Annotated in this window: 18 protein-coding genes; 3 read left to right on the top strand and 15 right to left on the bottom strand. The window is 68.9% G+C overall.

The features are described from left to right. Positions 1-14 precede the first annotated feature (14 nt). Entirely contained in the window at positions 15-1250 is a 1236-nt protein-coding gene (locus ACERLL_RS05925) for a TraB/GumN family protein (RefSeq protein ID WP_373655147.1), read from the top strand. A 187-nt stretch (positions 1251-1437) separates the two neighbouring features. On the opposite strand, the gene ACERLL_RS05920 is transcribed toward ACERLL_RS05925, so the two are convergent. The 11 genes from ACERLL_RS05920 to ACERLL_RS05870 form a co-directional block, all read right to left on the bottom strand. Continuing rightward, entirely contained in the window at positions 1438-2601 is a 1164-nt protein-coding gene (locus ACERLL_RS05920) for a GNAT family N-acetyltransferase (protein WP_373655146.1), read from the bottom strand. A gap of 112 nt (positions 2602-2713) precedes the next feature. Continuing rightward, a complete protein-coding gene (locus tag ACERLL_RS05915) occupies positions 2714-3463 on the bottom strand; it encodes a lysophospholipid acyltransferase family protein (protein WP_373655145.1) in 750 nt (249 codons plus the stop codon). Next, complete coding sequence (gene gmhB, locus ACERLL_RS05910; RefSeq protein WP_373655144.1) at positions 3457-4029, bottom strand: D-glycero-beta-D-manno-heptose 1,7-bisphosphate 7-phosphatase; 573 nt, start codon at positions 4027-4029, stop codon at positions 3457-3459. Before gmhB ends, ACERLL_RS05915 begins: the two co-directional genes overlap by 7 nt. A 5-nt stretch (positions 4030-4034) precedes the next feature. Then, the gene (glyS, locus tag ACERLL_RS05905; RefSeq protein WP_373655143.1) at positions 4035-6233 is read right to left on the bottom strand and encodes a glycine--tRNA ligase subunit beta; all 2199 of its coding nucleotides are present in this window, start codon (positions 6231-6233) and stop codon (positions 4035-4037) included. After that, positions 6230-7108 (bottom strand): glycine--tRNA ligase subunit alpha, encoded by an 879-nt coding sequence (gene glyQ, locus ACERLL_RS05900; protein WP_373655142.1) that lies wholly within the window; start codon positions 7106-7108, stop codon positions 6230-6232. The genes glyS and glyQ overlap by 4 nt, the downstream gene beginning before the upstream one ends. Before the next feature lie 204 nt (positions 7109-7312). Beyond that, positions 7313-8806, bottom strand: a complete 1494-nt coding sequence (locus ACERLL_RS05895; RefSeq protein WP_373655141.1) for a hypothetical protein — start codon at positions 8804-8806, stop codon at positions 7313-7315. A 52-nt stretch (positions 8807-8858) separates the two neighbouring features. Next, positions 8859-10097 carry a murein transglycosylase domain-containing protein gene (locus ACERLL_RS05890; protein WP_373655140.1) on the bottom strand — a complete coding sequence of 413 codons (1239 nt, stop codon included), beginning with the start codon at positions 10095-10097 and terminating at the stop codon, positions 8859-8861. Positions 10098-10175: 78 nt separating this feature from the next. Next, positions 10176-10748, bottom strand: a complete 573-nt coding sequence (locus ACERLL_RS05885) for a hypothetical protein (RefSeq protein WP_373655139.1) — start codon at positions 10746-10748, stop codon at positions 10176-10178. Positions 10749-10795: 47 nt separating this feature from the next. Continuing rightward, entirely contained in the window at positions 10796-11851 is a 1056-nt protein-coding gene (locus ACERLL_RS05880; RefSeq protein WP_373655138.1) for a hypothetical protein, read from the bottom strand. 302 nt (positions 11852-12153) lie between these two features. Then, on the bottom strand, positions 12154-13089 hold the full coding sequence (locus ACERLL_RS05875) for a prenyltransferase (protein ID WP_373655137.1): 936 nt from the start codon (positions 13087-13089) through the stop codon (positions 12154-12156). Between the two features lie 184 nt (positions 13090-13273). Further along, positions 13274-15514 carry a primosomal protein N' gene (locus tag ACERLL_RS05870; RefSeq protein ID WP_373655136.1) on the bottom strand — a complete coding sequence of 747 codons (2241 nt, stop codon included), beginning with the start codon at positions 15512-15514 and terminating at the stop codon, positions 13274-13276. A 73-nt stretch (positions 15515-15587) separates the two neighbouring features. Here ACERLL_RS05870 and ACERLL_RS05865 point away from each other — a divergent pair, with 73 nt between their 5' ends. Continuing rightward, positions 15588-16175, top strand: a complete 588-nt coding sequence (locus tag ACERLL_RS05865) for a DUF1054 family protein (RefSeq protein WP_373655135.1) — start codon at positions 15588-15590, stop codon at positions 16173-16175. Positions 16176-16264: 89 nt separating this feature from the next. Then, positions 16265-17641 (top strand): glutamate--cysteine ligase, encoded by a 1377-nt coding sequence (locus ACERLL_RS05860; protein ID WP_373655134.1) that lies wholly within the window; start codon positions 16265-16267, stop codon positions 17639-17641. A 62-nt stretch (positions 17642-17703) separates the two neighbouring features. Here the strand turns inward: ACERLL_RS05860 and ACERLL_RS05855 are convergent, their stop codons facing one another. From ACERLL_RS05855 to dinB, 4 genes are all read right to left on the bottom strand, one after another. Then, a complete protein-coding gene (locus ACERLL_RS05855; RefSeq protein WP_373655133.1) occupies positions 17704-18135 on the bottom strand; it encodes a hypothetical protein in 432 nt (143 codons plus the stop codon). A 36-nt stretch (positions 18136-18171) separates the two neighbouring features. Further along, the gene (locus ACERLL_RS05850; protein ID WP_373655132.1) at positions 18172-18861 is read right to left on the bottom strand and encodes a class I SAM-dependent methyltransferase; all 690 of its coding nucleotides are present in this window, start codon (positions 18859-18861) and stop codon (positions 18172-18174) included. Between the two features lie 547 nt (positions 18862-19408). Continuing rightward, entirely contained in the window at positions 19409-20008 is a 600-nt protein-coding gene (locus ACERLL_RS05845; protein WP_373655131.1) for an NAD(P)H-dependent oxidoreductase, read from the bottom strand. Between the two features lie 46 nt (positions 20009-20054). Further along, complete coding sequence (gene dinB, locus ACERLL_RS05840) at positions 20055-21155, bottom strand: DNA polymerase IV (RefSeq protein ID WP_373655130.1); 1101 nt, start codon at positions 21153-21155, stop codon at positions 20055-20057. Between the last annotated feature and the right edge of the window lie 58 nt (positions 21156-21213).

The following is a 21213-nucleotide window of genomic DNA, read 5'->3' as shown; positions in this document are numbered from 1 at the left end:
AAGAAATTCTTTAAATGGATCAGGCTACCCAATCGTCCCCCCAGGAGGCCGCGGCCATTCCCACTGAAGGACCAACCCGGACCATCCAGCTGGGTGAAGCCCGCATTACGCTGCTGGGCACCGCCCACGTATCCAAGGCCAGCGCCCAGGAAGTCACCGATCAGGTCCAGAGCGGGCACTACGACGCGGTGGCCGTGGAGCTGTGCCCGTCCCGGTACCGAACCCTGACCCAGCCCGATGCCTGGGGCGAGATGGACCTATTCCGCGTCATCCGCGAGGGCCGGGCCGGCATGCTGGCCTCCCATCTGGCGCTCACGGCCTATCAGCAGCGCCTTGCGGACCAGCTCGGCGTCAGTCCGGGCGCGGAGATGCGCTCCGCCATCAAGGCCGCCGAGGGGGCGGATCTGCCCCTCTGGTGCGTGGACCGGGAGGTCGGCATCACCCTCAAGCGCCTGCTCTGGGGCGTCCCCTGGATCCAGCGCATGACCCTGATCGGCGGTTTAATGACCAGCTTCCTGAGCCGGGACAAGGTCACCGAGGAGGAGATCGAGCGGCTCAAGGAAGGGGATTGGCTGGAAAGCACCTTCGGCGAGTTCGCCGAGCATTCCCCGGTTCTCTACGACCATCTGGTACGGGAGCGCGATCGCTACATGGTAGCCCGGCTGCGCCAGGAGATCGGCGAGGCCGGCCCCCGCCACGTGCTGGTGGTGATCGGCGCCGGCCACCTGAACGGCATGGCCCAGCGCCTGGAAGGTCCCGCCGAGCACGATCCCGCCGCGGAGATCGCCGAGCTGGACCGCCTGCCGCCCCGCAAACGCTGGCTGCGGGCCATCCCGTGGGCGGTGGTGGCCGCCGTGGTGGCCGGCTTCATCATCGGCTTCCAGCGCAGCCCGGAGCTGGGCCTGCGGCTGGTGAGCGAATGGGTGGTCATCAACGGCGGCCTGAGCGCCCTGGGCGCCGCCCTGGGCGGCGCCCATATCCTGACCATCCTGGGCGCCTTCCTGGCCGCCCCCATCACCTCCCTCAATCCCACCGTGGGCGCCGGTATGGTGGTGGCCGCCATCGAGACCGGCCTGCGCCGGCCGCGGGTCGCCGATTTCACCAGCCTGCGGACCGAGGTTACCCGCCTGCGCGGCTGGTGGCACAACCGCGTGGCGCGCATCCTCCTGGTATTCGTGCTGTCCACGCTCGGCTCCGCGGCCGGCACCTATCTGGCCGGCTTCCGCATCCTGGGCCAGCTCGTAGGATAGGAAGGCGGAACGCCAAGGCGCCAAGAGCCCTAGGAGAACGATTGGAATGCCTTTGCGCTCGCCGGCTAAGCGGGCTCACCAGCCCCGGCCCTGGAAAGCCACTGACTCCTGCTAGAGCAGTTCTTGTTTTCTTGGCGATCCTTGGCGCTTTTTGGCTTCTTGGCGTTCTCTTGTCTTCGCCGTCTTCCTAGGGTCCTTCCATCACCCCCGGATTGCGCCCCTCCTTGAAGGGCAGGTGCCCCGCCGCCTGCTTGGCATAGGCGCGGACCTGCGGCGTCTCCCGCTCCAGGAATTCCGAGACCGCGTTCCGCAGGCCGGGATGGTCCACCCAGTGGGCGCTGGCGGTGATGGTGGGCACGAAACCGCGCTTGACCTTGTGCTCGCCCTGGGCGCCGCCCTCGAACCGTTCCAGGCCGTGCTCTATGGCGTAATCGATGCCCCGGTAGAAGCACACCTCGAAGTGGAGGAAATCGTGCTCCTCCAGCGCGCTCCAGTAGCGGCCGTACAGCGCCGTGTCCGAGCGCAGGTTCAGGGCGCCCGCCACGAGCGCGCCCTCCCGGTAGGCGCCCACCAGTACGACCCGGTCGCCGAGCAAACGGCCCAGCTCCTCGAAGAACGCCCGGTTCAGGTAGGCGGGCGCGCCGCGCATCTCGGTGGTGACCATGTAGCCTTCGTGGAAGGCCGCCCACTCCTCGGGAGACACCTCGCCGCCCTGGCGGACGGCGATCTCCAGGCCAGTTTCCTCCGCCCGCCGGCGCTCCTTGCGCGCCTGCTTGCGCTTGGAGGAGGAGAATTCCCCGAGAAAATCCTCGAAATCGGCGTAGCCGCGGTTGTACCAGTGGAACTGCACATCGCGGCGTCCCAGGTAGCCCGCCTCCTCCAGCGGCCCCAGATCCGACCGGCGGGGGAAGAGCCACTGAACCGCCCCGCACCGGTAGCGCTCGGCGAGCTCCATGGCGCCGGCCATGAGCCGCTCCCGCACGGCTCCGGCATCGGCGTGGTCGGCCACCAGCATCCGCGCGCCGGTTACCGGGGAGAAAGGCACCGCCGCCACCAGCTTGGGGTAATAGTCCAGGCCCGCCCGTTCCGCCGCTCCGGCCCAGCCCCAATCGAACACGTACTCGCCGAAGGAGTGATCCTTCAGGTACAGGGGCGCGGCCCCCATCAGCGCACCGCCGTCGTCCCGCACGCCGAGCGGCACGGGATGCCAGCCGGTGCCCGGACCGACGCAGCCGGTAGTCTCCAGGGCGCGGAGGAAGGCATGGGCAAGGAAGGGATCGGAGCCGGCCAGCGCATCCCATTCGGCGGTCGGGAAGGTGGCAACGCTATCACCGAATTCGATGTGGAGCATGGTCCGGGCTACTGCCTTCTGGCGGCCGGCGGGACGGGATCCGTACGCCGGCACATGGTCGGATTCGGGCCAGAATGCCCCATCACCCGGGCCCCAGGGAAGCGGCACGCGCTCAGGCGGGCGACACGGGCTCCCGCGCCGGCTCCGGCCGCTCCTCCAGCTCCGGCATCTGGGCCTCGATCCAGTCGCGCACGGCCCGATTCAGCCCCGCGGCGGAGTAGCCCTCCGGATCGAAGGCGGGACCGATGCGCACCGTGATGGTCCCGGGCCGCTTGCGCCAGCTCTCCCGTCCCCAGAAGCTACCGGAGTTCAGTGCCACGGGCACCACGGGGGCGCCCGCCGCCACCGCCAGGCGTGCGCCTCCCTGGGCGTACTTGCCGGTCTCCCCGACCGCCACCCGGGTTCCTTCGGGGAATACCACCACCCATCGTCCCGACCGGAGGTGGGCCGTACCCTTTTCCTCCACCTGCCGCAGGGCCTCCCGGCCCGAGGCGCGGTCGATGCCAATCTCTTCCAGCGCCAACAGGGACCAACCGAAGAAGGGGATGCGGAACAAGTCCTTCTTCAGCACCCAGGAAAGGTGGGCCGGAAACAGGGTTCGGAAGGCGATGGTCTCCCAGGCGGACTGGTGCTTGGAGAGGATGACCGCCGGGTGATCCGGCAAATTCTCCAGCCCCTCCACACGATGCCGGAGCCCGCAGGTGAATCGCAGCCATGCGAGCACCGCCAGGCACCACCCCCGGGCGATGGACTCGCGCACGGCGAAGGGCAGCGGCCGGGATGCCAGCAGCGGCAGGGCGAACAGCGGCGTCAGCGTCCCCATGCCCAGGTAGAAGAGAATGGAGCGCACGGCCGTCAGCACGCTGGCTCCTCCCGCGACGAATCCAGCAGGGCCTCCGTGTAGGCGGGCAGATCATCGAAGACGAGCGTACCCGGGGGCAAGGCCCCCTGCTCGGTGTCGCGCCCCTTGCCGGTGCGCACCAGGACCGGACGGGCACCGGCCGCCGCGGCGGCTTCCAGGTCCCGCCCGGCATCACCGACGAAGGGAATCTCTCGCGCATCCACGCCGAAATGGGCGGCCGCTTGGTGGATCATCCCCGGCAGCGGCTTGCGGCAGTCGCAGGCATCGGCGTCCACGTGGGGACAGTGGAAGACCGCGCTGATGCGGCCGCCCGCCGTCTCGGCCTCGCCGTGCATGCGCCGATGCACCGCCTCCAGGGTCTCCAGCGCCACGATGCCCTTGTTCACGCAGGACTGATTGGTGAGCACCGCCACCCGGATACCGGCGGCATGGAGCCGGGCCACGGCTTCCCGGGCGCCGGGTAGCCACACCCATTCCGCCACCGATTTCACGTAGTCGGTCCGGTCCTCGTTGAGCACGCCGTCGCGGTCGAGCAGGACCACCCGGGGCAGGGCTCGCTCCGTCATCGGGGCTACCCGGGCAGCTTGGAGAGGTCCGCCACCTGGAGGAAGGCGGCGTGGATGGTCTGCAGCAGCGCCAGCCGGTTGCGCCGCACGGCGTCGTCCTCCGCCATCACCAGCACGGCGTCGAAGAAGCGGTCGGCGGGCTCGCGCAGCTCGGCGAGGGCCAACAGCGCCGCTGTATAGTCTCCGGCCTGCACGGCGGCCTGGAAGCGCGGCCGCACCTCCTCGAAGGCCGCCGCCAGGGCCCGCTCCTCCGCCTCGCTCAGGGCCTCCCCGTCATAGCCCGCCGGGACCGACTCCTCGGCCTTGCGCAGGATGTTTCCAATCCGCTTGTTGGCGGCGATCAGTGAGTCGGCGTTGGGATGCGACAGCAGGGCCAGCAGGCCCCGCAGGCGCAGGTGGGCATCATAGGGGTCGGTGGGCCGGAGGCTGAGAACCGCGCTCACCTGGTTGCGGTCCGGACCGGCCACCGCGCCGGTGCCCTGCTGCCCCGCCACCTGCTCGGCACCGGCCACCACGTCCCGGTTCACCGGCTGACCGGCGGCCTCCGTGTACATGGGCTCGAGGCGGTCGTTTAGGAAATCGATCACCGCGTCCACGGTCTCGCCGGCGTCCCGCTCCAGGCGATCGCCGTAAGCGCGGTAGGCACGCGCCAGCAGATCCGGCAGGTCCAGATGGATGCCCTTCTCGATGGCCATGCGCTGGATGCCGATGGCGGCGCGGCGCAGGGCGAAGGGATCCTTGGTGCCGGTGGGCTCCAGGCCGACACCGAAGCAGCCCACCATGGTGTCGAGCCGGTCCGCCAGGGCAAGCGCCGTGCCGGTTCCCGTCTCCGGGAGGACATCCCGGGCGTGCCCGGGCCGGTACTGCTCGGCCAGCGCCGCGGCAACCTGGGGATCCTCACCGTCGCCCGTGGCGTAGTAGCCGCCCATGATTCCCTGGAGGGTGTCGAACTCGTCCACCATGTCGGTGAGGAGGTCCGCCTTGGCCAGCCAGCCGGCCCGCTCCGCCAGGCTGGCCACGGAGGGGTCGAAGGCCTCCGCCATGGCCGGCGCCAAAACGGCCAGTCGCTCCGCCTTGTCGAACAAGGTGCCCAGCTTGGCCTGGAAGACCACGTGCTTCAGCGCATCCACCCGATCGGCCAGGGGCCGCTTGCGGTCCTCCTCCCAGAAGAAGCGCGCGTCCTCCAGCCGGGCCCGAAGCACCCGCTCGTGCCCGGCGCGCAGCGCCTCCGGGTCCTTGGAGTCGATATTGGCCACGCCGATGAAGGCGGGCAGGAGGCTTCCCGCGCCGTCCTCCACGGGAAAGAACTTCTGGTGCTTCTCCATAGAGGTGACCAGCACCTCCTTGGGCAGCTCCAGGAATTTCTCGCCGAAACCGCCGGTGAAGGGCACCGGCCATTCCACCAGCCCAGTCACCTCATCGAGCAGGTCGGTGATCTGCGGGGTATCGGGGATCCTCCCCTTTGCCTTGTCAGCCTGATTGCGGATCTCCGCCTCTATCTGGCGATGGCGCTCGGTGGCATGGGCCTCCACGAAGTTCTCGCGCAGCAGTCCGGTATAGGCCCCGGAATCGGCAGCATCCAGATGAACGGGGTCCGGGGCGTGGTAACGGTGGCCCCGAGTGAAGCGGTCGCTGCTGATTCCTCCCACCTCGAAGGGCACCACATCCTCGCCAAACAGGGCCAGCAGGCAATGGATGGGCCTGGCGAAGCCCCACTCCAGGTCGCCCCAGCGCATGCGCTTGGGAACCGGCAGGGAATCGATCACCTGCGGCAGGACCTCGGCGAGCACCTTCATGGCCGCGCGGCCGGCCTGGTGCTCGGTATAATACAGGTACTCGCCGCCGTCGGTGGCGCGACGTTCCAGGGCCTCGGCCCCCACGCCGAAGCGGCCGGCGAAGCCGGTGGCGGCCTTGGTGGGATTGCCGGCGTCGTCGAAGGCCGCGGAGACGGGCGGGCCACGGTGCTCTACTTCCTGGTCAGATTGCCGGCTGAGCACGGCAGGGAAGAAGACCGCCAGTCGCCGAGGCGTGGAATAAACCCGCGGGGCCGCCTGCAGATCAAACGCCCCCAACAGGTGATGCTCGGTCAGGGCATGCCCCAGGTCAGTTTTGAGCTGCTCCACCAGTCGGCCTTGCATCCCGGCGGGCAGCTCCTCCACCCCGATCTCCAGCAGCAACGGAAGAGAATTCGCTCCCTCACTCATGCCCGCGCCTCCTTCAGGAGCGGATAGCCCAGCTCCTCGCGCCGGTTGAGGTAGACCTCGGCGCACGCCTTGGCCAGGTCACGCACCCGGGCGATGTAGCGGGCTCGTTCGGTGACGCTGATGGCATGGCGGGCGTCGAGCATGTTGAACACGTGCGAGCACTTCAGGCACTGGTCGTAGGCCGGCAGGGGCGCGCCCGCCTCTACCAGCCGCGCGGACTCGGCCTCGTGGGCGGTGAACTGGTGGAAGAGCAGGTCGGTGTCCGCCAGCTCGAAGTTGTACCGGGAGAACTCCACCTCGTTCTGGTGGGCGATCTCACCGTAGGAGAGGTGGTCATCCCAGGCCAGGTCGTATACCGACTCCACCGCCTGCAGGTACATGGCGATGCGCTCCAGGCCGTAGGTGAGCTCGCCGGTTACGGGGCGGCAATCGAAGCCGCCGGCCTGCTGGAAGTAGGTGAACTGGGCGATCTCCATGCCGTTCAGCCACACCTCCCAGCCCAGGCCCCAGGCGCCCAGGGTGGGCGACTCCCAGTCATCCTCCACGAAACGGATGTCGTGTACGAGCGGGTCCACGCCCATGCGCCGCAGCGAGCCCAGGAACAGCTCCTGGATCTCCAGCGGCGAGGGCTTCAGGACCACCTGGAACTGGTAGTAGTACTGGAGGCGGTTGGGGTTGTCGCCGTAGCGGCCGTCCGTGGGCCGGCGGCTGGGCTGGACGTAGGCGGCCCGCCACGGCTCGGGGCCGAGGGAGCGCAGGAAGGTGGCCGGATGGAAAGTTCCGGCGCCCACCTCCACGTCGTAGGGCTGCTGGATGACGCAGCCCTGCTCGGACCAATACCGCTCCAGGGCGAAGATCAGCTGCTGAAAGTTCACCCGGCTAAATCCTTGATCGCTTGGGCGGGAAACTGGCTCGGAGGCTCCGCGACCCGGACGCCCCTCCCGGATGGGGGGCCGCACGGATGGAAAAGCGCCCCGGAGCCGCTGTTTCGTATTGTACTAGCAGAGGGCCCGCTTGGCCGACCCCGGCGCTGGGAAGGGCGGCAGTTTGCTCCCTCCCCGGCCGGGCGTCAACGCGGCCTACCAGGCGGGCAGGATCTCGGGCTGAGCATCCGCGTAGCGGGGCATGGCGGTACCCAGGCCGGCGTTCACGTAGGTGGGATCGGCCACGTAGAAGCGCTTGCCCTTCCATTCCACGTACCGGCCCTGTCCGCCCTCGGGCAGGGCCACCGCCGTGGCCACGTGCCCGGGATAGTCCAGGGCCACCACCGGGTACCCGAGCAGGTCGTGGACCAGCCAGGAGAAGAGCACCGCCCGGTCCTCGCAGTCGGAATGGGAATAATGGGCGGTCTCCGTGGGGAGGAGGTAGTTCTCCCCACCGAACTGGTCCTGGTCCCGCTTGTACTGGAAGGCCTTCTGCACGAAGGCGAGCAGGAGCTCCACCTTCTCGCGGGGCGGCAGGCCCTGCAGCTCGGCCTTCAATTGCCGACGCAGGCCCTCACTGAATTCCGCGGGCGGCTCCATGAGGAAGTAATTGGCCAGGGAAAGCTGCGGCAGCGAGTCCTGGTAGGAAAGCAGATTGGGGTTCACCGGCACCCGAACCCGGTGGCGCTCGCCCTGGTACTTGAAGGTCAGCTCCCGGGCTTCCTCCTCCGGCGCGGCGTCCGGCGGCCGGCGGCTGGCCACCACCGCGGCCCGGACCTTTCCCGGGAAATCGCCCTTGTAGGAGCGCAGGCCGGAGGTTACCGGGTCACCGTCGGGGTCGTAGACGTAATACCGCTCGCCGTCGATGCGGAAATAGGGGGTCTCGAACAGGTGGTTTCGGCTTCGGAAAAGCACGGCCACCTCGCCGTTGGCCAGCCCCGCCCGCACCGCGTAGCCGGATTCCAGCAACAGGGCCCAGGCGAGGAGCCGGCTCTCGGCGTCGCCGGAGGCGGCCTTACGGCCGAGGTCGTGCACGAGGCGCAGATATCCCCAGTCCCCCAGGCTCCAGCGCTCGCTGGCGTCGGCCAGCGACTTCAATACGGGGCTTGCCGACGGCCCCTGGGCGAAGGCCTTCCAGAACTTGGCCACGCCCTGGGGACTGCGACGCTCCAGGCGCATCTTGCCCCAGGCGGCGGGCACCGCGACAGTCAGCTCGTGTCCCAGCGCCGAGAGCCTGATCCGCTTCTTCTCCGGAGTAAGCGCCTTCGGCTCCGGTTCGGGCTCGGGGGCCGGAACCGCCGGGGGCTCTTCCCTGGGCGCGGGCTCCTCGGGGGCCGGCTCGGTACGCTCCGGCTCCTTGGTGCGCACGGCCACCGGCTCGGGCGGCTTGTCCGGCTCGGGCTCCGCCTCGGGAATCTTGGAAGGCTTGGGGGCCGGATCCTCCACCTCCCCGGCGAAGGCCCGGAACTCCTCCCACTGCCGCTTCAGGTAGCTGTGGAATTGGCGGTCCCGCTCGGAGCGGAACTGCTGGAATTCGGCCCGCCGCTCCTTCATGAACTCCTGAAACGCCTCCTCCGACTGGGCTCCGGCCTGCGCCGCCGTAAGCAGCCCTGTCACCGCCAGCACCATCCAGCGTAAGCGACTTCCCATGCGGGGCTCCCTCTCGCTTTCCATCCTGGCCTCGCGCCTCCAAGCCCAGCCACTACAGCCGCTGGTACTTGGGCATCTTCTCCCGGACCTTCTGTATGTAATGGCGGGTTTCCTCGTAGGGGAGGTTGACCACCAGATGGTCGAAGACCTCGTCGGGGCCCATGCGATTAACGCGTCGCACCGCCGCTTGGCGGCCGCCAGCCTCGGCAAAGGTCCGATACAGATTGCCCGGCCCGGTATTGTAGGCCGCTACCGCGCACCAGAGCCGCGCCCGGTCGTCCTCGATACCCCGCATGTAGTCGTAATAGAGGCGGTGGAGGTAGGCCGCTCCCAGCTCCACGTTGTTCTGCGGATCGTAGAGAAACTGCTCGGAGGGCTTTTTATCCTTGCCGTGCACCATGCGGTAAGCCTCCAAACCGCCCGACACGGGAACGAGCTGCATGAGTCCGAAGGCGGGAATGGGGGAGCGGGCCATGGGGTTGAAGAAGCTCTCCGTCTCCATGACGGCGAAGACCAGCTCGGGAGCCAAGGAGCGCCGCTCGGCCTGCCGCTCCACCACCGTCTGGTACTTCTCGGCCCGCTTGCGCACATGGTCGGGGATCAGGGGAACCTCCGCGGTGACTGCCACCCGCTCGTGGCCATCGCCGCTTTCCACCTCCTCCACCCGCGCTTCCTTCACCACCTGCTCGGCGAAGTCCCGGGCCTGCTCGGCAGCCACCGGCCTTCCGGCATCGTCCGCCGCCAGACCGTCCAGGAGCGGATCCCCACCGGGTCGGGCGGCGTCGGGATCCTCGGCGATCTCCTCGATAGTGCGCTGGTCGGGCCCTCGCGTCAGGGAGTCGACGATGGCATCCTTTAGCCACGCCCGGGCCTGCGCCGTGACCTTCCGCTGACCGGGCTCCAGCGCCACCTGGAATCGCGCCTGGCCGCGCTCGAAGTCCACCACCCGGCGCTCCCGCATGCCGTGCCGGTAGGAGACCCAGGTCTGGCGATCCGGAACCAGATCCCGATCCCGGCCCCAGACGCGGGCCGCCTTGCGCTTATAGGCCGCGAAAGCCTCGCGGACACGCTCCCGGTAGGCGGCGAAGGCCTCCTCCTGACCGGACCGGTATGCCTCGAAGCCGTCCTGCTGCCGGTCCCGGTACGCCTCGAAACCGCCCGAATCCTGCGCTCCGGCCGCCGGAACCAGGGCCACCGCCAGGAGCAGGCCGGCGACCTTGCGGGCCACGCACGGCCTACCGAATATCCGCCCGGAGACGTACAGCGGAAGGCGCCCCTCGCTTCCGGACATGGCGTGCGTCCCCTTTCTTCGATGTTCCCGGGATGAAAACCGGATCGGGGCGGGCTTTCCGCCCGCCCCGCCGTTCCCTTACTCCTCGGAGGTGGCCGCCGTCAGCGCTTCCTGGGCTTTCTTCGCCTTGAACTCCTCGTAGAGCACTTCCTCGTCCTGGGGCGAGAGCTTCTTTTCGCTCTGTGCCACCAGCTCCTTGAACAGGCTCTCGGTGGTCTTGGGATCCATGGTCACCATGGCGCACAGGTTGCGCTTGCCGTTGATGTCCACGTAGTTGACCTTGGTGGCGCGGGAGCCGGACAGATACTGGTCGGCCACCTGACGGGAGACGCTCTCGAAGGTGCCGCCGGTGGTGGTGCCGGACTGGCTCTTGACCTTGCGCTGGTAGGTCTTGTCCATGGCCTTCACCTTGAGGTTGATCTGCTTGACCAAGGTGGCCCGGGCCTTCGCGGTGGCCTCGGCCTTGTCCAGGCTGAGGTCCTGGCTGGCCGGCACGCATTCGGTGGCGGCGATACCACCCTCGATGGTGGGGTTCATCACCCAACTGGGCAGACCGGCAGTGCCTTCCGTGGACTTGCCGCTGGAAGCGCAGCCCGCCATCAGCCCGCCCGCTCCCAGCACCAGGGCGCCCATTACGATTTGCTTCTTCATGCTTTTCCCCTTCAGTTCTTGGTTCCTGGCCATAGCCGGATGCAGCATCATCGCTGAGCCCTGCTTGCGGGCCCGGCCTCGACGACCCAGACGAACACCCGACCATCCGGCCGGGGATGAAAGCCCAACAGGCGAGCCCGCAGGGAAGTATCCACTTCGGAGGTGACACCTTCCAGATAGTAGCGGCCGCCACCGCCGTGACGAAGGTGCTGGATACTCTCGATATGGGCCCCGCGGTTTTTCGCCAAGGCGAAGATTCCCTTCTCGAACGCCCGCTCGATCTGGGTGGACAACAGACCGTCCGCCGTCCGAATGGACATCCCCACCGCCCCGTTCATCCCTTCCGGGGATGGCTCCCGCATCCAATCCAGGTCCTCCGGAGCCGGATATGGCGGGAGATCCGGGGAGACGAGCCAAACATATAGGACATCGCCCTGAATGCGCAATTGCTTTGTATAGAGGCGTATGTCTTTTGTCACACCGCCGGATTTCTCGATGTCGAACTCCGAGGTGCGCAGCCGAATGGTCCCCGCCGCGGTGGGGGCCCGCAGGAACCGTTCCGCCCCCTCCACCTGCACGCCCAGGGTGTATTCCAGGAGCTTGACGGCGTTGTTCGCCGCCAGCTCGAACTGGCGGGGCCGGGTGGCCGCGCGGAAGCTGACGCCCAGGACTCCGACGTGGTCGCCCTGGACGGGCGTGCAGATCCAGGCCGGACGACAGTCCCCGGGCGCCACGGCGGTTCTGTCCGGACAGGGGGACCGCCAGCTCCGGTCCAGTGGCTTCCCGCCGAGCACCGCATGGGCGTACAGGTAGCCCTTCCGTTCGAAGGGAGCCGCGAAACGCACCACCCTTCCGGCCAGCTCCGCCGTCCCACCGCGCTCCGCCATCTCCCGCAAGCGCTTGTCCAGTCCCTCGGGCAGGTCGTCCCCGCCCAGATACCCCAGGAGGCCCCGCGCAGCCCGGCGGCGGGCGATCACCAGCGGCGGGTCTCCTGCGGAAAGGGTCCGCGACACGCCGACGGCGCCGATCCGACCCCCGGGGGAAGGATGGGTCATCCAGCAGGGCTCGGCGCCGCTTTCCATCTCATTGCTTGGCGCGGACATGGTCTGACATCCGGCCAGGACCAGGACAAGTATGGCCGGGAAGAGCCGCCATGGGGACGAGAGAACGAGGGAACGCATGGCAACCTCGGGGCTGGGGGCATGCGCAGTCTACCTTTCCCGCCCACTTCGGGCCATCCCCCGCGCTGCAGGACGCCGCGGATATAGGGGTGACAGGGGAAGGACAATCAGTCGCGGGAACAGCGCCAACAGCGGCGCTCAGGCGCTCTTCCGGACCTCATCGCGGCACCCCGTGTCCCGATCATAGCCCATCCTTATGGGACGCCAAGCAGGCACGCCGACCTCTAGCCCCACCAGAGGCCGGCGGCCAGCAGCGCCCCGAAGGTCAGCATGGCGTTGATGCTGCGGCGCACGGCCGGCTCCAGCAGGGCCGGCGCATCCGCCCAGCGCAGCAGGTCCCGCCAGGCGCGCAGGCTCGGCACCGCCGCCAGCAGGGCGATCAGGACCAGATCCGGCAGGGCACCCAGATACACGGCCGTAGCCACCCAGGCGTAGGCCAGCAGGGCCAGGGCGCCGTAGAGCCAGCGTGCACGGCGTGGACCCAGCCGCACCACCCAGTGGTGCTTGCCGGTGGCGGCATCGGCCCGGTAATCGGGGAATTGGTTCATGAACAGCAGGTCGAGGGCGAGCAGCCCGAAGGGGACACCGGCCAGCAGGGATTCAGGAACCAGCCCGCCCCGCTGGACCCAGCCCGTCCCCACCGGGATGAGCACCCCGAACCCCAGCAGCACGGCCAGCTCTCCCAGTCCCCGGCCGCTGAGCCGGATCCAGCGCGCGGAATAGCCCCAGCCCACCAGAAGGCCGGCGGCCCCCACCGCCAGCAGCCCCGGACCCGCCCGCTGGACCAGCCCCAGACCGATACCCGCGGCCGCCGCCAGCAGGCCCCAGCCGAAGCGCGCCGTCGCAGCGGGCGACAGGACCCCGTTCTGGATGAACCGGCTGCCTCCCGTATAGGGGAACAGGCGCTCCGTATTCCGACCGTCGCTTCCGGACAGGGCGTCATAGTAATCGTTCAGGACATTCACCCCCGCATGGACGAGGACCGCCCCGAGCAGGGTGAGCAGGGCGGGGATGACCTCCAGACCGCCCTCCGGGCGCGCGGCCGCCAGACCCACCAGCACCGCCAGGACCGCCGCCGACAGGAATGCCGGGCGCGTAGCCAGCAAGTAGCGGGTCAGGGGGTTGGTGAGCGTCTCGGGAGTCGGCTCGGCTAGAGGCACGGGGGCTCCTTTTCCGGGAATTAACGTAAACAGGAAACGCCAAGGAAAAGAAAAGCCGAGGAGCCCGGAGAACCGGCCTGAGAAGCAAATGCTGGCCCAATCGGACACCTTCTCACGGCGTTTCGGGCATTACCCTCCTTGGCTTATTGGCTCCTCGGCGTTTCCCGGCCGTTTCGGATACCGCTCAAAACAGGTCCGCCGGGTCCACGTCCAGTGACCAGCGCAGGTCCCTTCCGGCCGGAATGGATTCCAGGCCCGGCGCCCAGGGCGCGAGGGCTCGATGCAGGGCTTTGCGGTCCGGGGCGGTAACCAGAAGCTGGGCGCGGCTGCGCCCCTCCAGCCGCTCTACCGGCGCCGGCGCGGGCCCCAGGAACCGGACGCCCTCCACTCCCTGGCTCCGCCCCATCTCCCGGGCGGCCTCCAGGAAGCCGTTGGCGGCGTCGGCGTCCGGGGCTTCGCTGCGCAGCAGGGCCAGGGGCGCGAAGGGCGGCAGGATCGCCGCCCGCCGCTCGGCCAGCTCCATCTCGGCAAAGGCATTGTAGTCATGGGCCTTCAAAGGCTCGAACACCGGGTGCTCGGGGTGGAAGGTCTGCACCCAGACCCTGCCGGGCCGCTCGGCGCGCCCGGCCCGGCCCGCCACCTGCAGGATCTGCTGGAACAGGCGCTCGCGGGCGCGGAAATCCGCCGAGTAGAGCCCGCCATCGGCGGCCACCACCCCAACCAGGGTGACACCCGGAAAATGGTGGCCCTTGACCACCATCTGAGTACCGACGATCACCTGTGCCTGGCCCGACTGGATGGCGTCCAGCTTACTCTCCAGGCTGCCCTTGCGGCGGGTGGTGTCGCGGTCCACTCGGACCACGCGGGCATCGGGTAGGTGGCGAGCCAGGGCCTGCTCCACCTGCTCCACGCCGTACCCCACCGTCTGCAGGTCCGGATTGCCACAGTCCGCCTCCGGACACTGCACGGGCACCGGCCCGTGGTGTCCGCACAGGTGGCAGAGCAGTAGCCGCCTGCTGCGGTGGAAGGTCATGGGGCGGTCGCAATGGGGGCACTCCTGCGTCCAGCCGCAGCCGGGACACAACAGCACCGGGGCATACCCGCGCCGATTGAGGAACAGCAGGGCCTGCTCGCCGCGCTCCACGGTGGCCACCACCTCCCGCAGCAAGGCGGGCGCCAGGCCGCCATCCTCGGCCACCCCGCGCATGTCGAGGAGGTCGATCCCCGGGAGCTGCGCCCCCCCGGCGCGCTCGGGCAGGTGGAGACGCTGGAAGCGACCCCGCTCCGCGTTGTACAGGCTCTCCAGGCTGGGCGTGGCCGTACCCATGACCACCGGCACCGCTTCCCGGGCACCGCGTGCCAGGGCCAGGTCCCGCCCGTGGTAGCGGAAGCCCTCCTGCTGCTTGAAGCTCGGGTCGTGCTCCTCGTCGATGACGATCAGGCCCGGATTGGCCAGAGGCGTGAAGACGGCGGAGCGGGTGCCGATTACCACCTGCGCCTCCCCCGAGCGCGCCGCCTCCCAGCCGGCGAGCCGCTCTCCCTCCGCCAGGCCCGAATGCAGGACCGTCAGGCGCGGCGTCAGGCGGCGGCGGAAGCGGGCCAGGAGCTGGGGCGTCAGGGCAATCTCCGGAACCAGCACCAGCACCTGCTCCCCCCGGTCCAGCACCGGCCGTATGGCGTGGAAGTACACCTCCGTCTTGCCGCTGCCGGTGACGCCCTCCAGAAGGAAGGCGGCAAACCCCTCCGCCGCCTTGATGCGCGCCACCGCCTCGGCCTGGGCCGGGTTGAGCTCGGGGCCGGGCTCCGGCTCCACGGTGGGCTCGGACACTCGGGCCCCGGCCCGGGCCTCGATCCAGCCCCGCTCGGCAAGGCGGCCCAGCGGCGGACGCAGGTTGGGCGCAACCGTGCGCAGCTCCGCCTCGGAGAGGGGACCGTCCTGCAGGGCCTCCAGGAGCGCCTGCTGACGGGGCGCCCGGGCCAGGCCGACGGGATCCACTTCCCGGCCGGCACCGGTAAGGCCCCACAGGCGCGGCGGCTCGGGTGGCTGACCGCCCCGGCCCAGGACGCCGGGCAGGGCGGCGTCGAACACCTCCCCCTCCGGATGGTGGTAATAGCCGGCGGCCCAGTGCAGGAGCGCGAACAGGGGCGCCGGCCAGAGGGGCTCCGTGTCCAGTGTCTCCGCCACCCGCTTGAGGCGCCCCTGCTCCACCCGGGCATGGGCCTCCACCGCCACCACCACGCCGATCCGGTCCCCGCCCCGGAACGGCACTCGGACCCGGACACCCGGAACGGGCGCGGGGCCCGTTTCAGGCGGCAGATAGTCGAACAGCCGGCGCAGGGGCACGGGAACGGCCACCCGCACCACCCCCGCTTCAGAGCGCTCGGACGTGTCCGCCCTGTCCGGCTGGAGCGGCCGATCATTCATGATAGGCTACCGGGCACCCTGGGACCGGCAGTTGCCCGGGATCTTGTTTCGCTTGCGCGCAGGAGCATCTGGCATGCCCAAGTTTTCCCCCGAGGATCTAGAGATATTCGCCATTCCCGGATTCGAGGAGCGCATGGGGGCCATCCGGGAATCCATCCATCCGCGCCTCAAGGAGCTGGGCGAGGAGCTGGCGGGCCCGCTGGCTGCCCAGACCGGCGAGCCCATGTTCGCGCACGTGGCCAAGCACGCCCGGCGCAGCGTGAATCCCCCCGAGGATACCTGGGTGGCCTTCGGGCCGGAAAAGCGCGGGTACAAGAAGTATCCCTACGTGGGCGTGGCCATCAGCCGCTTCGGCATCCACACCCAGGTGGTCTGCAAGCAGGAGTCCTGGGAGAACCGGCCCGCCATGGCGGACCGCCTGGACGCGCGCCGGCCGGCCATGCGGCTGGGAAATTTCCAGGACTGGAAGTTCACCGAAGCACCGCCGGAAGCGGTGGCCGACGATGAATTCTGGGAGCAGCGCCTGCACAAGATGCGGCTCAAGACCGGCGGGCTGGACCTGGGCCGCACGGTGGGAACGGAACGCTCCGACCCCGACCCGCTCCTTGAAGAGCTGCAGGATTTCACCGCGCTCTACCGGATCCTGCGCGGCCTGGAATAGCCGCCGCATTGAAGAGTCCGGCGGGAGGGGGCAGAATGACCATTCGGTAAGCCCTCCCTCGGCCTCTCATCCGACCAAGGAAGACCGCCTTGTCCCAGTCCAGCGGCCGCCCGGCACCGGCCTCCGACGAAACCGTCACCTCCCGCGACCAGTTGGTCCGCTACCTGGAATCCGGCGCCAAGCCCAGTTCGGCCTGGCGCATCGGCACCGAGCACGAGAAGTTCGGCTTCGAGGTGGATACCCTACGCCCTCTGGCCTTCGAAGGCGAACGGGGCATCGAGGCCGTGCTCCGGGGCCTGACCCGCTTCGGCTGGCAGCCCATGGAGGAGGGCGGCCGGGTCGTGGGCCTCAAGATGGGCAAGGGCTCGGTGACGCTGGAGCCCGGCGGGCAGGTGGAGCTCTCTGGGGAGCCACTCGATTCCCTCCACGATACCTGCTGCGAGGTGAACGAGCACCTCAAGGAGGTGAAGGAGGTGGCCGACCCGCTCGGGGTGGCCTTCCTCGGCGTGGGCTTCCAGCCGAAATGGCGGCTCGCCGACATCCCGCAGATGCCGAAGAAGCGCTACCGGATCATGACCCGGTACATGCCGACGCGGGGCGGCCACGCCCTGGAGATGATGTACCGCACCGCCACCGTGCAGGCCAACCTGGATTTCGACTCGGAGGCGGACATGATCCGCAAGTTCCGCGTCGGGCTGGCCCTGCAGCCGGTGGCCACGGCCCTGTTCGCCAACTCCCCCTTCACGGAGGGGCGCCCCAACGGCTATCTGAGCTACCGCTCCTCGGTTTGGATGGATACGGATCCCGACCGCTGCGGGGACCTGCCCTTCGTGTTCGAGTCGGGGATGGGCTTCGAGCGCTACGTGGACTACGCCCTCGATGTGCCCATGCTGCTCGTGGTGCGGGACGGCGTGGCCGTGGACGCCGCCGGGCAGTCCTTCCGGGACTTCATGGCCGGCCGGCTGCCCGCACTGCCCGGGGAGTACCCCACGCTGGACGACTGGGAGACCCACCTCACCACGCTGTTCCCCGAGGTGCGCCTCAAGCACTTCCTGGAGATGCGCGGCGCCGACGGCGGGCCCTGGGGCCGACTGTGCGCCCTGCCCGCCCTGTGGAAGGGGCTCCTCTACGACACCACTGCGCTGGACGCCGCCTGGGACCTGGTCAAGGAGTGGACGGCGGAAGAGCGCTGGCGCCTGCGCGCCGAGGTCCCGCACAAGGCCCTGAACGCCGAGATCCGCGGCCGGTCGGTACGGGACATCGCCCGCGAGGTGCTGAACATCGCCGAGGCCGGTCTGCGCCGCATCGATCGCCGCAACGACAGCGGGCAGGACGAGCGGGTCTTCCTCGCCGACCTCTTCGAGGTGGTGGACAACGGTCGCACCCCCGCCGAGCTCCTGCTCGACGAGTTCCACAATGACTGGCACGGCGACATCGATCCCATCTTCCGGGAGCACGCCTATTAACGCCGAACCTCCGAGTACGCCACGAAGGCGAATGCGGATTAAAGAGGCTGGGCATGGGGGCTTCAGCCGGGCTCCGGCACCCTAGCCGTGGGGATGGGGATGAACCACGCCGGCGTGATTGCTTCCGTATCCGTGCGCCTGTTCCCGGCCAGATACGGCGCCGGATCCAGCACCACCGGGCCTTCTGGCTCCCGAACGAACACCACCCAGTGCCAGAAGGGCCGGCCCCGGTCATAGTGGAGCTTGGTGGCGAGCAGCGCCCGTGCGGGCAATTCCGCCCAACCCGTGAAGGGGGCTTCCCCCGGCCGCGTCTCGATGCCGTAATGGCGCAGCAGTCGCCGGACGTAGGCCGTATCCGACCAGAGCGCCTCATCCGTCGCCCGGATCCCCATACCCGCCGCCGTGCGCCGTACGGCTTCGTAGCTTTCCCCGGCCAGCATGGCCACGCAGGCCAGGCCGCAGCCGGTCTCCTCCTCCTGGATCACCACTTCCACGGCCTGACTCCTGTACCGATGGGCGCGACCACGGCCCTACCCCTCCACCGCCCGGATGCGCAGCATCCGGTTTACGCCCTTCTGGGATTCATAGGACACCTTCACCGCCTCGCTGGCCAGCCCGGCCCTATCCAACGCCCGCCGGACCGGCTCAAGATGGGGAGAGCGGCGCGCATTGAGGTCCGCGAGCGGGAACACCCGCACCTCCCGGGCCTGCCCCGCCAGCTCCTTTAGCGCCCGGATGTGGAAGTCGCGGCCCAGATGGTCCCCATAGAGGAACAGCAGATGGGAGACCAGGGCCAGGTCGAACCGGCCCGGCTCGAAAGGCAGTTCCGGCAGAGAGGCCTCCACGTAGCGGCCCGCCTCCAGCCCCGCCGCGTAATCAGCCAGGAAGGTTTCCATGGCCGCGCGCCGCCGCGCCACCAGCTCTTCCGGGCTCCCGCTCCGGTCCCAGCGGAACTTGGCCCGGTTCCTGTGGAGCTGGGCCACCATCTCCGGCACCACCTCGTCGATGCGCGCGCGAATGGCCTCCCTTCCGAAGCCATAGACGGGATCCGCCGATACCACGGAGCCGCCGCGGCGGGCCAGCTCGGCGTTGAAGGCGGCCGGACCGCCGCCACAGTCCAGGACGTGCCCGGCAAGCTCGGACTCGCCGAGGGCGAACATATCGACGTACTCCCGGTAAGAGCGCCCGAACGGGACGATATCTTTCAGGTCAAAAGCCATTTTCATTCCCTTGTGCTTGGCTACCGGCTCGGAGCTACGGAGCCGGTTTCACCTTTTTCACCTTCGGCACCGGGCCACCGTGAAGCCCGCTTTCTCGTAGAAGACGAAGCTTCGCTCGAAGGAAGGCAGCGGCCTCGTGGCCACCTCCAGCCATCCCCAGCGCCGCGCCCGACCCTGTCCGCGACCAGGAGACCGCTGCCGGGCCCGCCTCGCTGATTCTCCATGCCGTGGCTCGTTCTCCGCACCGTCTTTGAAAGGGCAAAAAAAAGCCGCAGGTCCTCGCGACGAGGACCTGCGGCTTATCGAGATGGTATGCGGGTCAGGCTGTCAGCCGGCCGTCACACCCCCTTCCTCACGACGCGCAAGTCCCCGCCTGGCTCGGCCAGGCGCCACCAGCGGCGTCGAATGGAAACGGAAAGAACCGGCTGCATGAATGCACTATCGCCTATTGCATGTTGAAAACGGGAAAATACCCGCCCCCGGGCCCGGTTGCAAGCAGTCAGCCCGTGCGGAAATGGGGTCCGGGCCGCCGATCCGCCGGAGGCGGTCAGGAAACCGTGCCCACCAGATGATTGCGCGCCACGTAATCGGCCACCAGCTCGCGCGCCTCGCCGAGCCACTGCGTCCGGCCCTCCTCGGTGCTGTCCGCCACGGGTCCGAACACGCGGCGTTGGACACTGCCCACGCCGCAGGGTCCGAACACGCAGTCCCTCCAGATATGCTCCAGCGTGCCCCCGAAGCGATCCCGCTCCTCCTCGGGGGCGGTGTTCGAGGTGTTCAGGACCAGGGCCGCGGTGCCGGAAAGCAGACCCTCGGGAGACCTCCCGCCGCCTTCGGGATAGTGATACGCGACGTTGTCCTGGAAGACCAGGTCCAGGTACCCCTTCAGCATGGCAGGCGGCTGCCCCCACCAGTCGGGGTGGATGACGATATAGCCTCCCACCTCTTTCAGGTCGCGGGTATAGCGCTTGGTGAGCGGATCGCTGCTCTTGCGGAAGGATAGCACCGGATCGAAGCCGTCCTGGTACGGATCGTGGACCAGGTATTGTCCGCCGGCGTCGCTGATGGCGGCCTTGGCCGTCTGGGTGAGGGCCGCGTTGAAGCTGTCCGGACTGGGATGTCCGACGATGATCAGGATGTGGTTCATGGCTTCCCCCTTACCCGCCACCCTGAAGGAGAGCCCACGATACTTGTCAGAGCCCGTTCTGGGAACCGAAGAGGGAGAATTGTTCCGGTGCGCCCGCATTGTCCTCCAGATTGCTGACGGTGACGCCCAGCAGACGCACTGGACGGTGTCCGGCCTCCGTCCGCCGGAGAAGCTGACACGCCCAGAAGGCGATCTCCTCCGGATCCTGGCTGGGACGCTCCAGGGTCTGGCTGCGGGTCAGGGTGCGGAAGTCGGGGAAGCGCACCTTGGCGGTTATGGTCCGGCCGCGGAGCTCCTTGGCGGACAGCTGCTCCGCCACGTGTCCGGCCATTGCGGTCAGGCGGCGGTCCATCTCGGCCAGGTCGCCGATGTCGCGCTGGAAGGTGTCCTCCACGCCGAGGCTCTTGCGCTCCCGGGGAATCCCCACCGGGCGGGGATCGATGCCCCGGGAGAAATCGTGCAGCGTCACGCCGAACTGGCCCAGGGCCCCGGCGAGCTCCTCCCGGGAGCGCGCCCGCAGGTCGTCCACCGTGGTGATGCCCATGCCGGACAGTACCTCCCCGGTGGCGGGTCCCACGCCGTGCAGCTTGCGTACCGGCAGCGGCGCCAGGAATTCGGGGACCCGTGCCGGCCGGACCACGGTCAGCCCGTCGGGCTTGTCCCAATCGCTGGCGATCTTGGCCACCAGACGGGAATTGGAGACCCCGATGCTGACGGTAAGACCGGTCTCCTCCCGGACGCGGGCGCGGATGGCCTCGGCCACGGCGGTGGCCGAGCCGTAGGGGCCGAGGCGTCCGGTGACCTCCAGGTAGGCCTCGTCCAGGGAGGCCGGCTCCACGATCTCGGTGAAATCCCGGAAGATGTCCATGATACGGCGGGACTCCCGCCGATAGCGCTCCAGCTCCGGACGCAGGAACACGGCATGGGGGCAGAGGCGCTTGGCGGTGGCGGCGGGCTGGGCCGAGTGGATGCCGTATTCCCGGGCCGCGTAGTTGGCGGTGGACACCACTCCCCGACCGTCCGGATCGCCGCCGATCACCAGGGGCACCTCCCGCAGGTGCGGCTCGTCACGCATGTGCACCGCGGCGAAGAAGCTGTCCATGTCGCAGTGGAGGATGCGGCGCTGGCCGGTGTCCCTGATCTCCATGGCGCGACCCCTGGGTATTCTCCCCGGTTACTTGCCCGCCCCCGGGTGCACTAGGGTA

The sequence above is a fragment of the Thiohalorhabdus sp. Cl-TMA genome (assembly GCF_041821045.1).
Taxonomy (GTDB): domain Bacteria; phylum Pseudomonadota; class Gammaproteobacteria; order Thiohalorhabdales; family Thiohalorhabdaceae; genus Thiohalorhabdus; species Thiohalorhabdus methylotropha.
The sequence above is the reverse complement of the archived record's forward strand: the minus strand, read 5'-3'. Positions and strand labels throughout refer to the sequence as shown.

Bases quoted from the DNA above. Each gene is read 5' to 3' on its own strand.
- ACERLL_RS05925 (WP_373655147.1), top strand. From the start codon at position 15: ATGGATCAGGCTACCCAATCGTCCCCCCAGGAGGCCGCGGCCATTCCC.
- ACERLL_RS05920 (WP_373655146.1), bottom strand. From the start codon at position 2,601: ATGCTCCACATCGAATTCGGTGATAGCGTTGCCACCTTCCCGACCGCC.
- gmhB (WP_373655144.1), bottom strand. From the start codon at position 4,029: ATGACGGAGCGAGCCCTGCCCCGGGTGGTCCTGCTCGACCGCGACGGC.
- glyS (WP_373655143.1), bottom strand. From the start codon at position 6,233: ATGAGTGAGGGAGCGAATTCTCTTCCGTTGCTGCTGGAGATCGGGGTG.
- ACERLL_RS05895 (WP_373655141.1), bottom strand. From the start codon at position 8,806: ATGGGAAGTCGCTTACGCTGGATGGTGCTGGCGGTGACAGGGCTGCTT.
- ACERLL_RS05890 (WP_373655140.1), bottom strand. From the start codon at position 10,097: ATGTCCGGAAGCGAGGGGCGCCTTCCGCTGTACGTCTCCGGGCGGATA.
- ACERLL_RS05885 (WP_373655139.1), bottom strand. From the start codon at position 10,748: ATGAAGAAGCAAATCGTAATGGGCGCCCTGGTGCTGGGAGCGGGCGGG.
- ACERLL_RS05880 (WP_373655138.1), bottom strand. From the start codon at position 11,851: ATGTCCGCGCCAAGCAATGAGATGGAAAGCGGCGCCGAGCCCTGCTGG.
- ACERLL_RS05870 (WP_373655136.1), bottom strand. From the start codon at position 15,514: ATGAATGATCGGCCGCTCCAGCCGGACAGGGCGGACACGTCCGAGCGC.
- ACERLL_RS05865 (WP_373655135.1), top strand. From the start codon at position 15,588: ATGCCCAAGTTTTCCCCCGAGGATCTAGAGATATTCGCCATTCCCGGA.
- ACERLL_RS05850 (WP_373655132.1), bottom strand. From the start codon at position 18,861: ATGGCTTTTGACCTGAAAGATATCGTCCCGTTCGGGCGCTCTTACCGG.
- ACERLL_RS05845 (WP_373655131.1), bottom strand. From the start codon at position 20,008: ATGAACCACATCCTGATCATCGTCGGACATCCCAGTCCGGACAGCTTC.
- dinB (WP_373655130.1), bottom strand. From the start codon at position 21,155: ATGGAGATCAGGGACACCGGCCAGCGCCGCATCCTCCACTGCGACATG.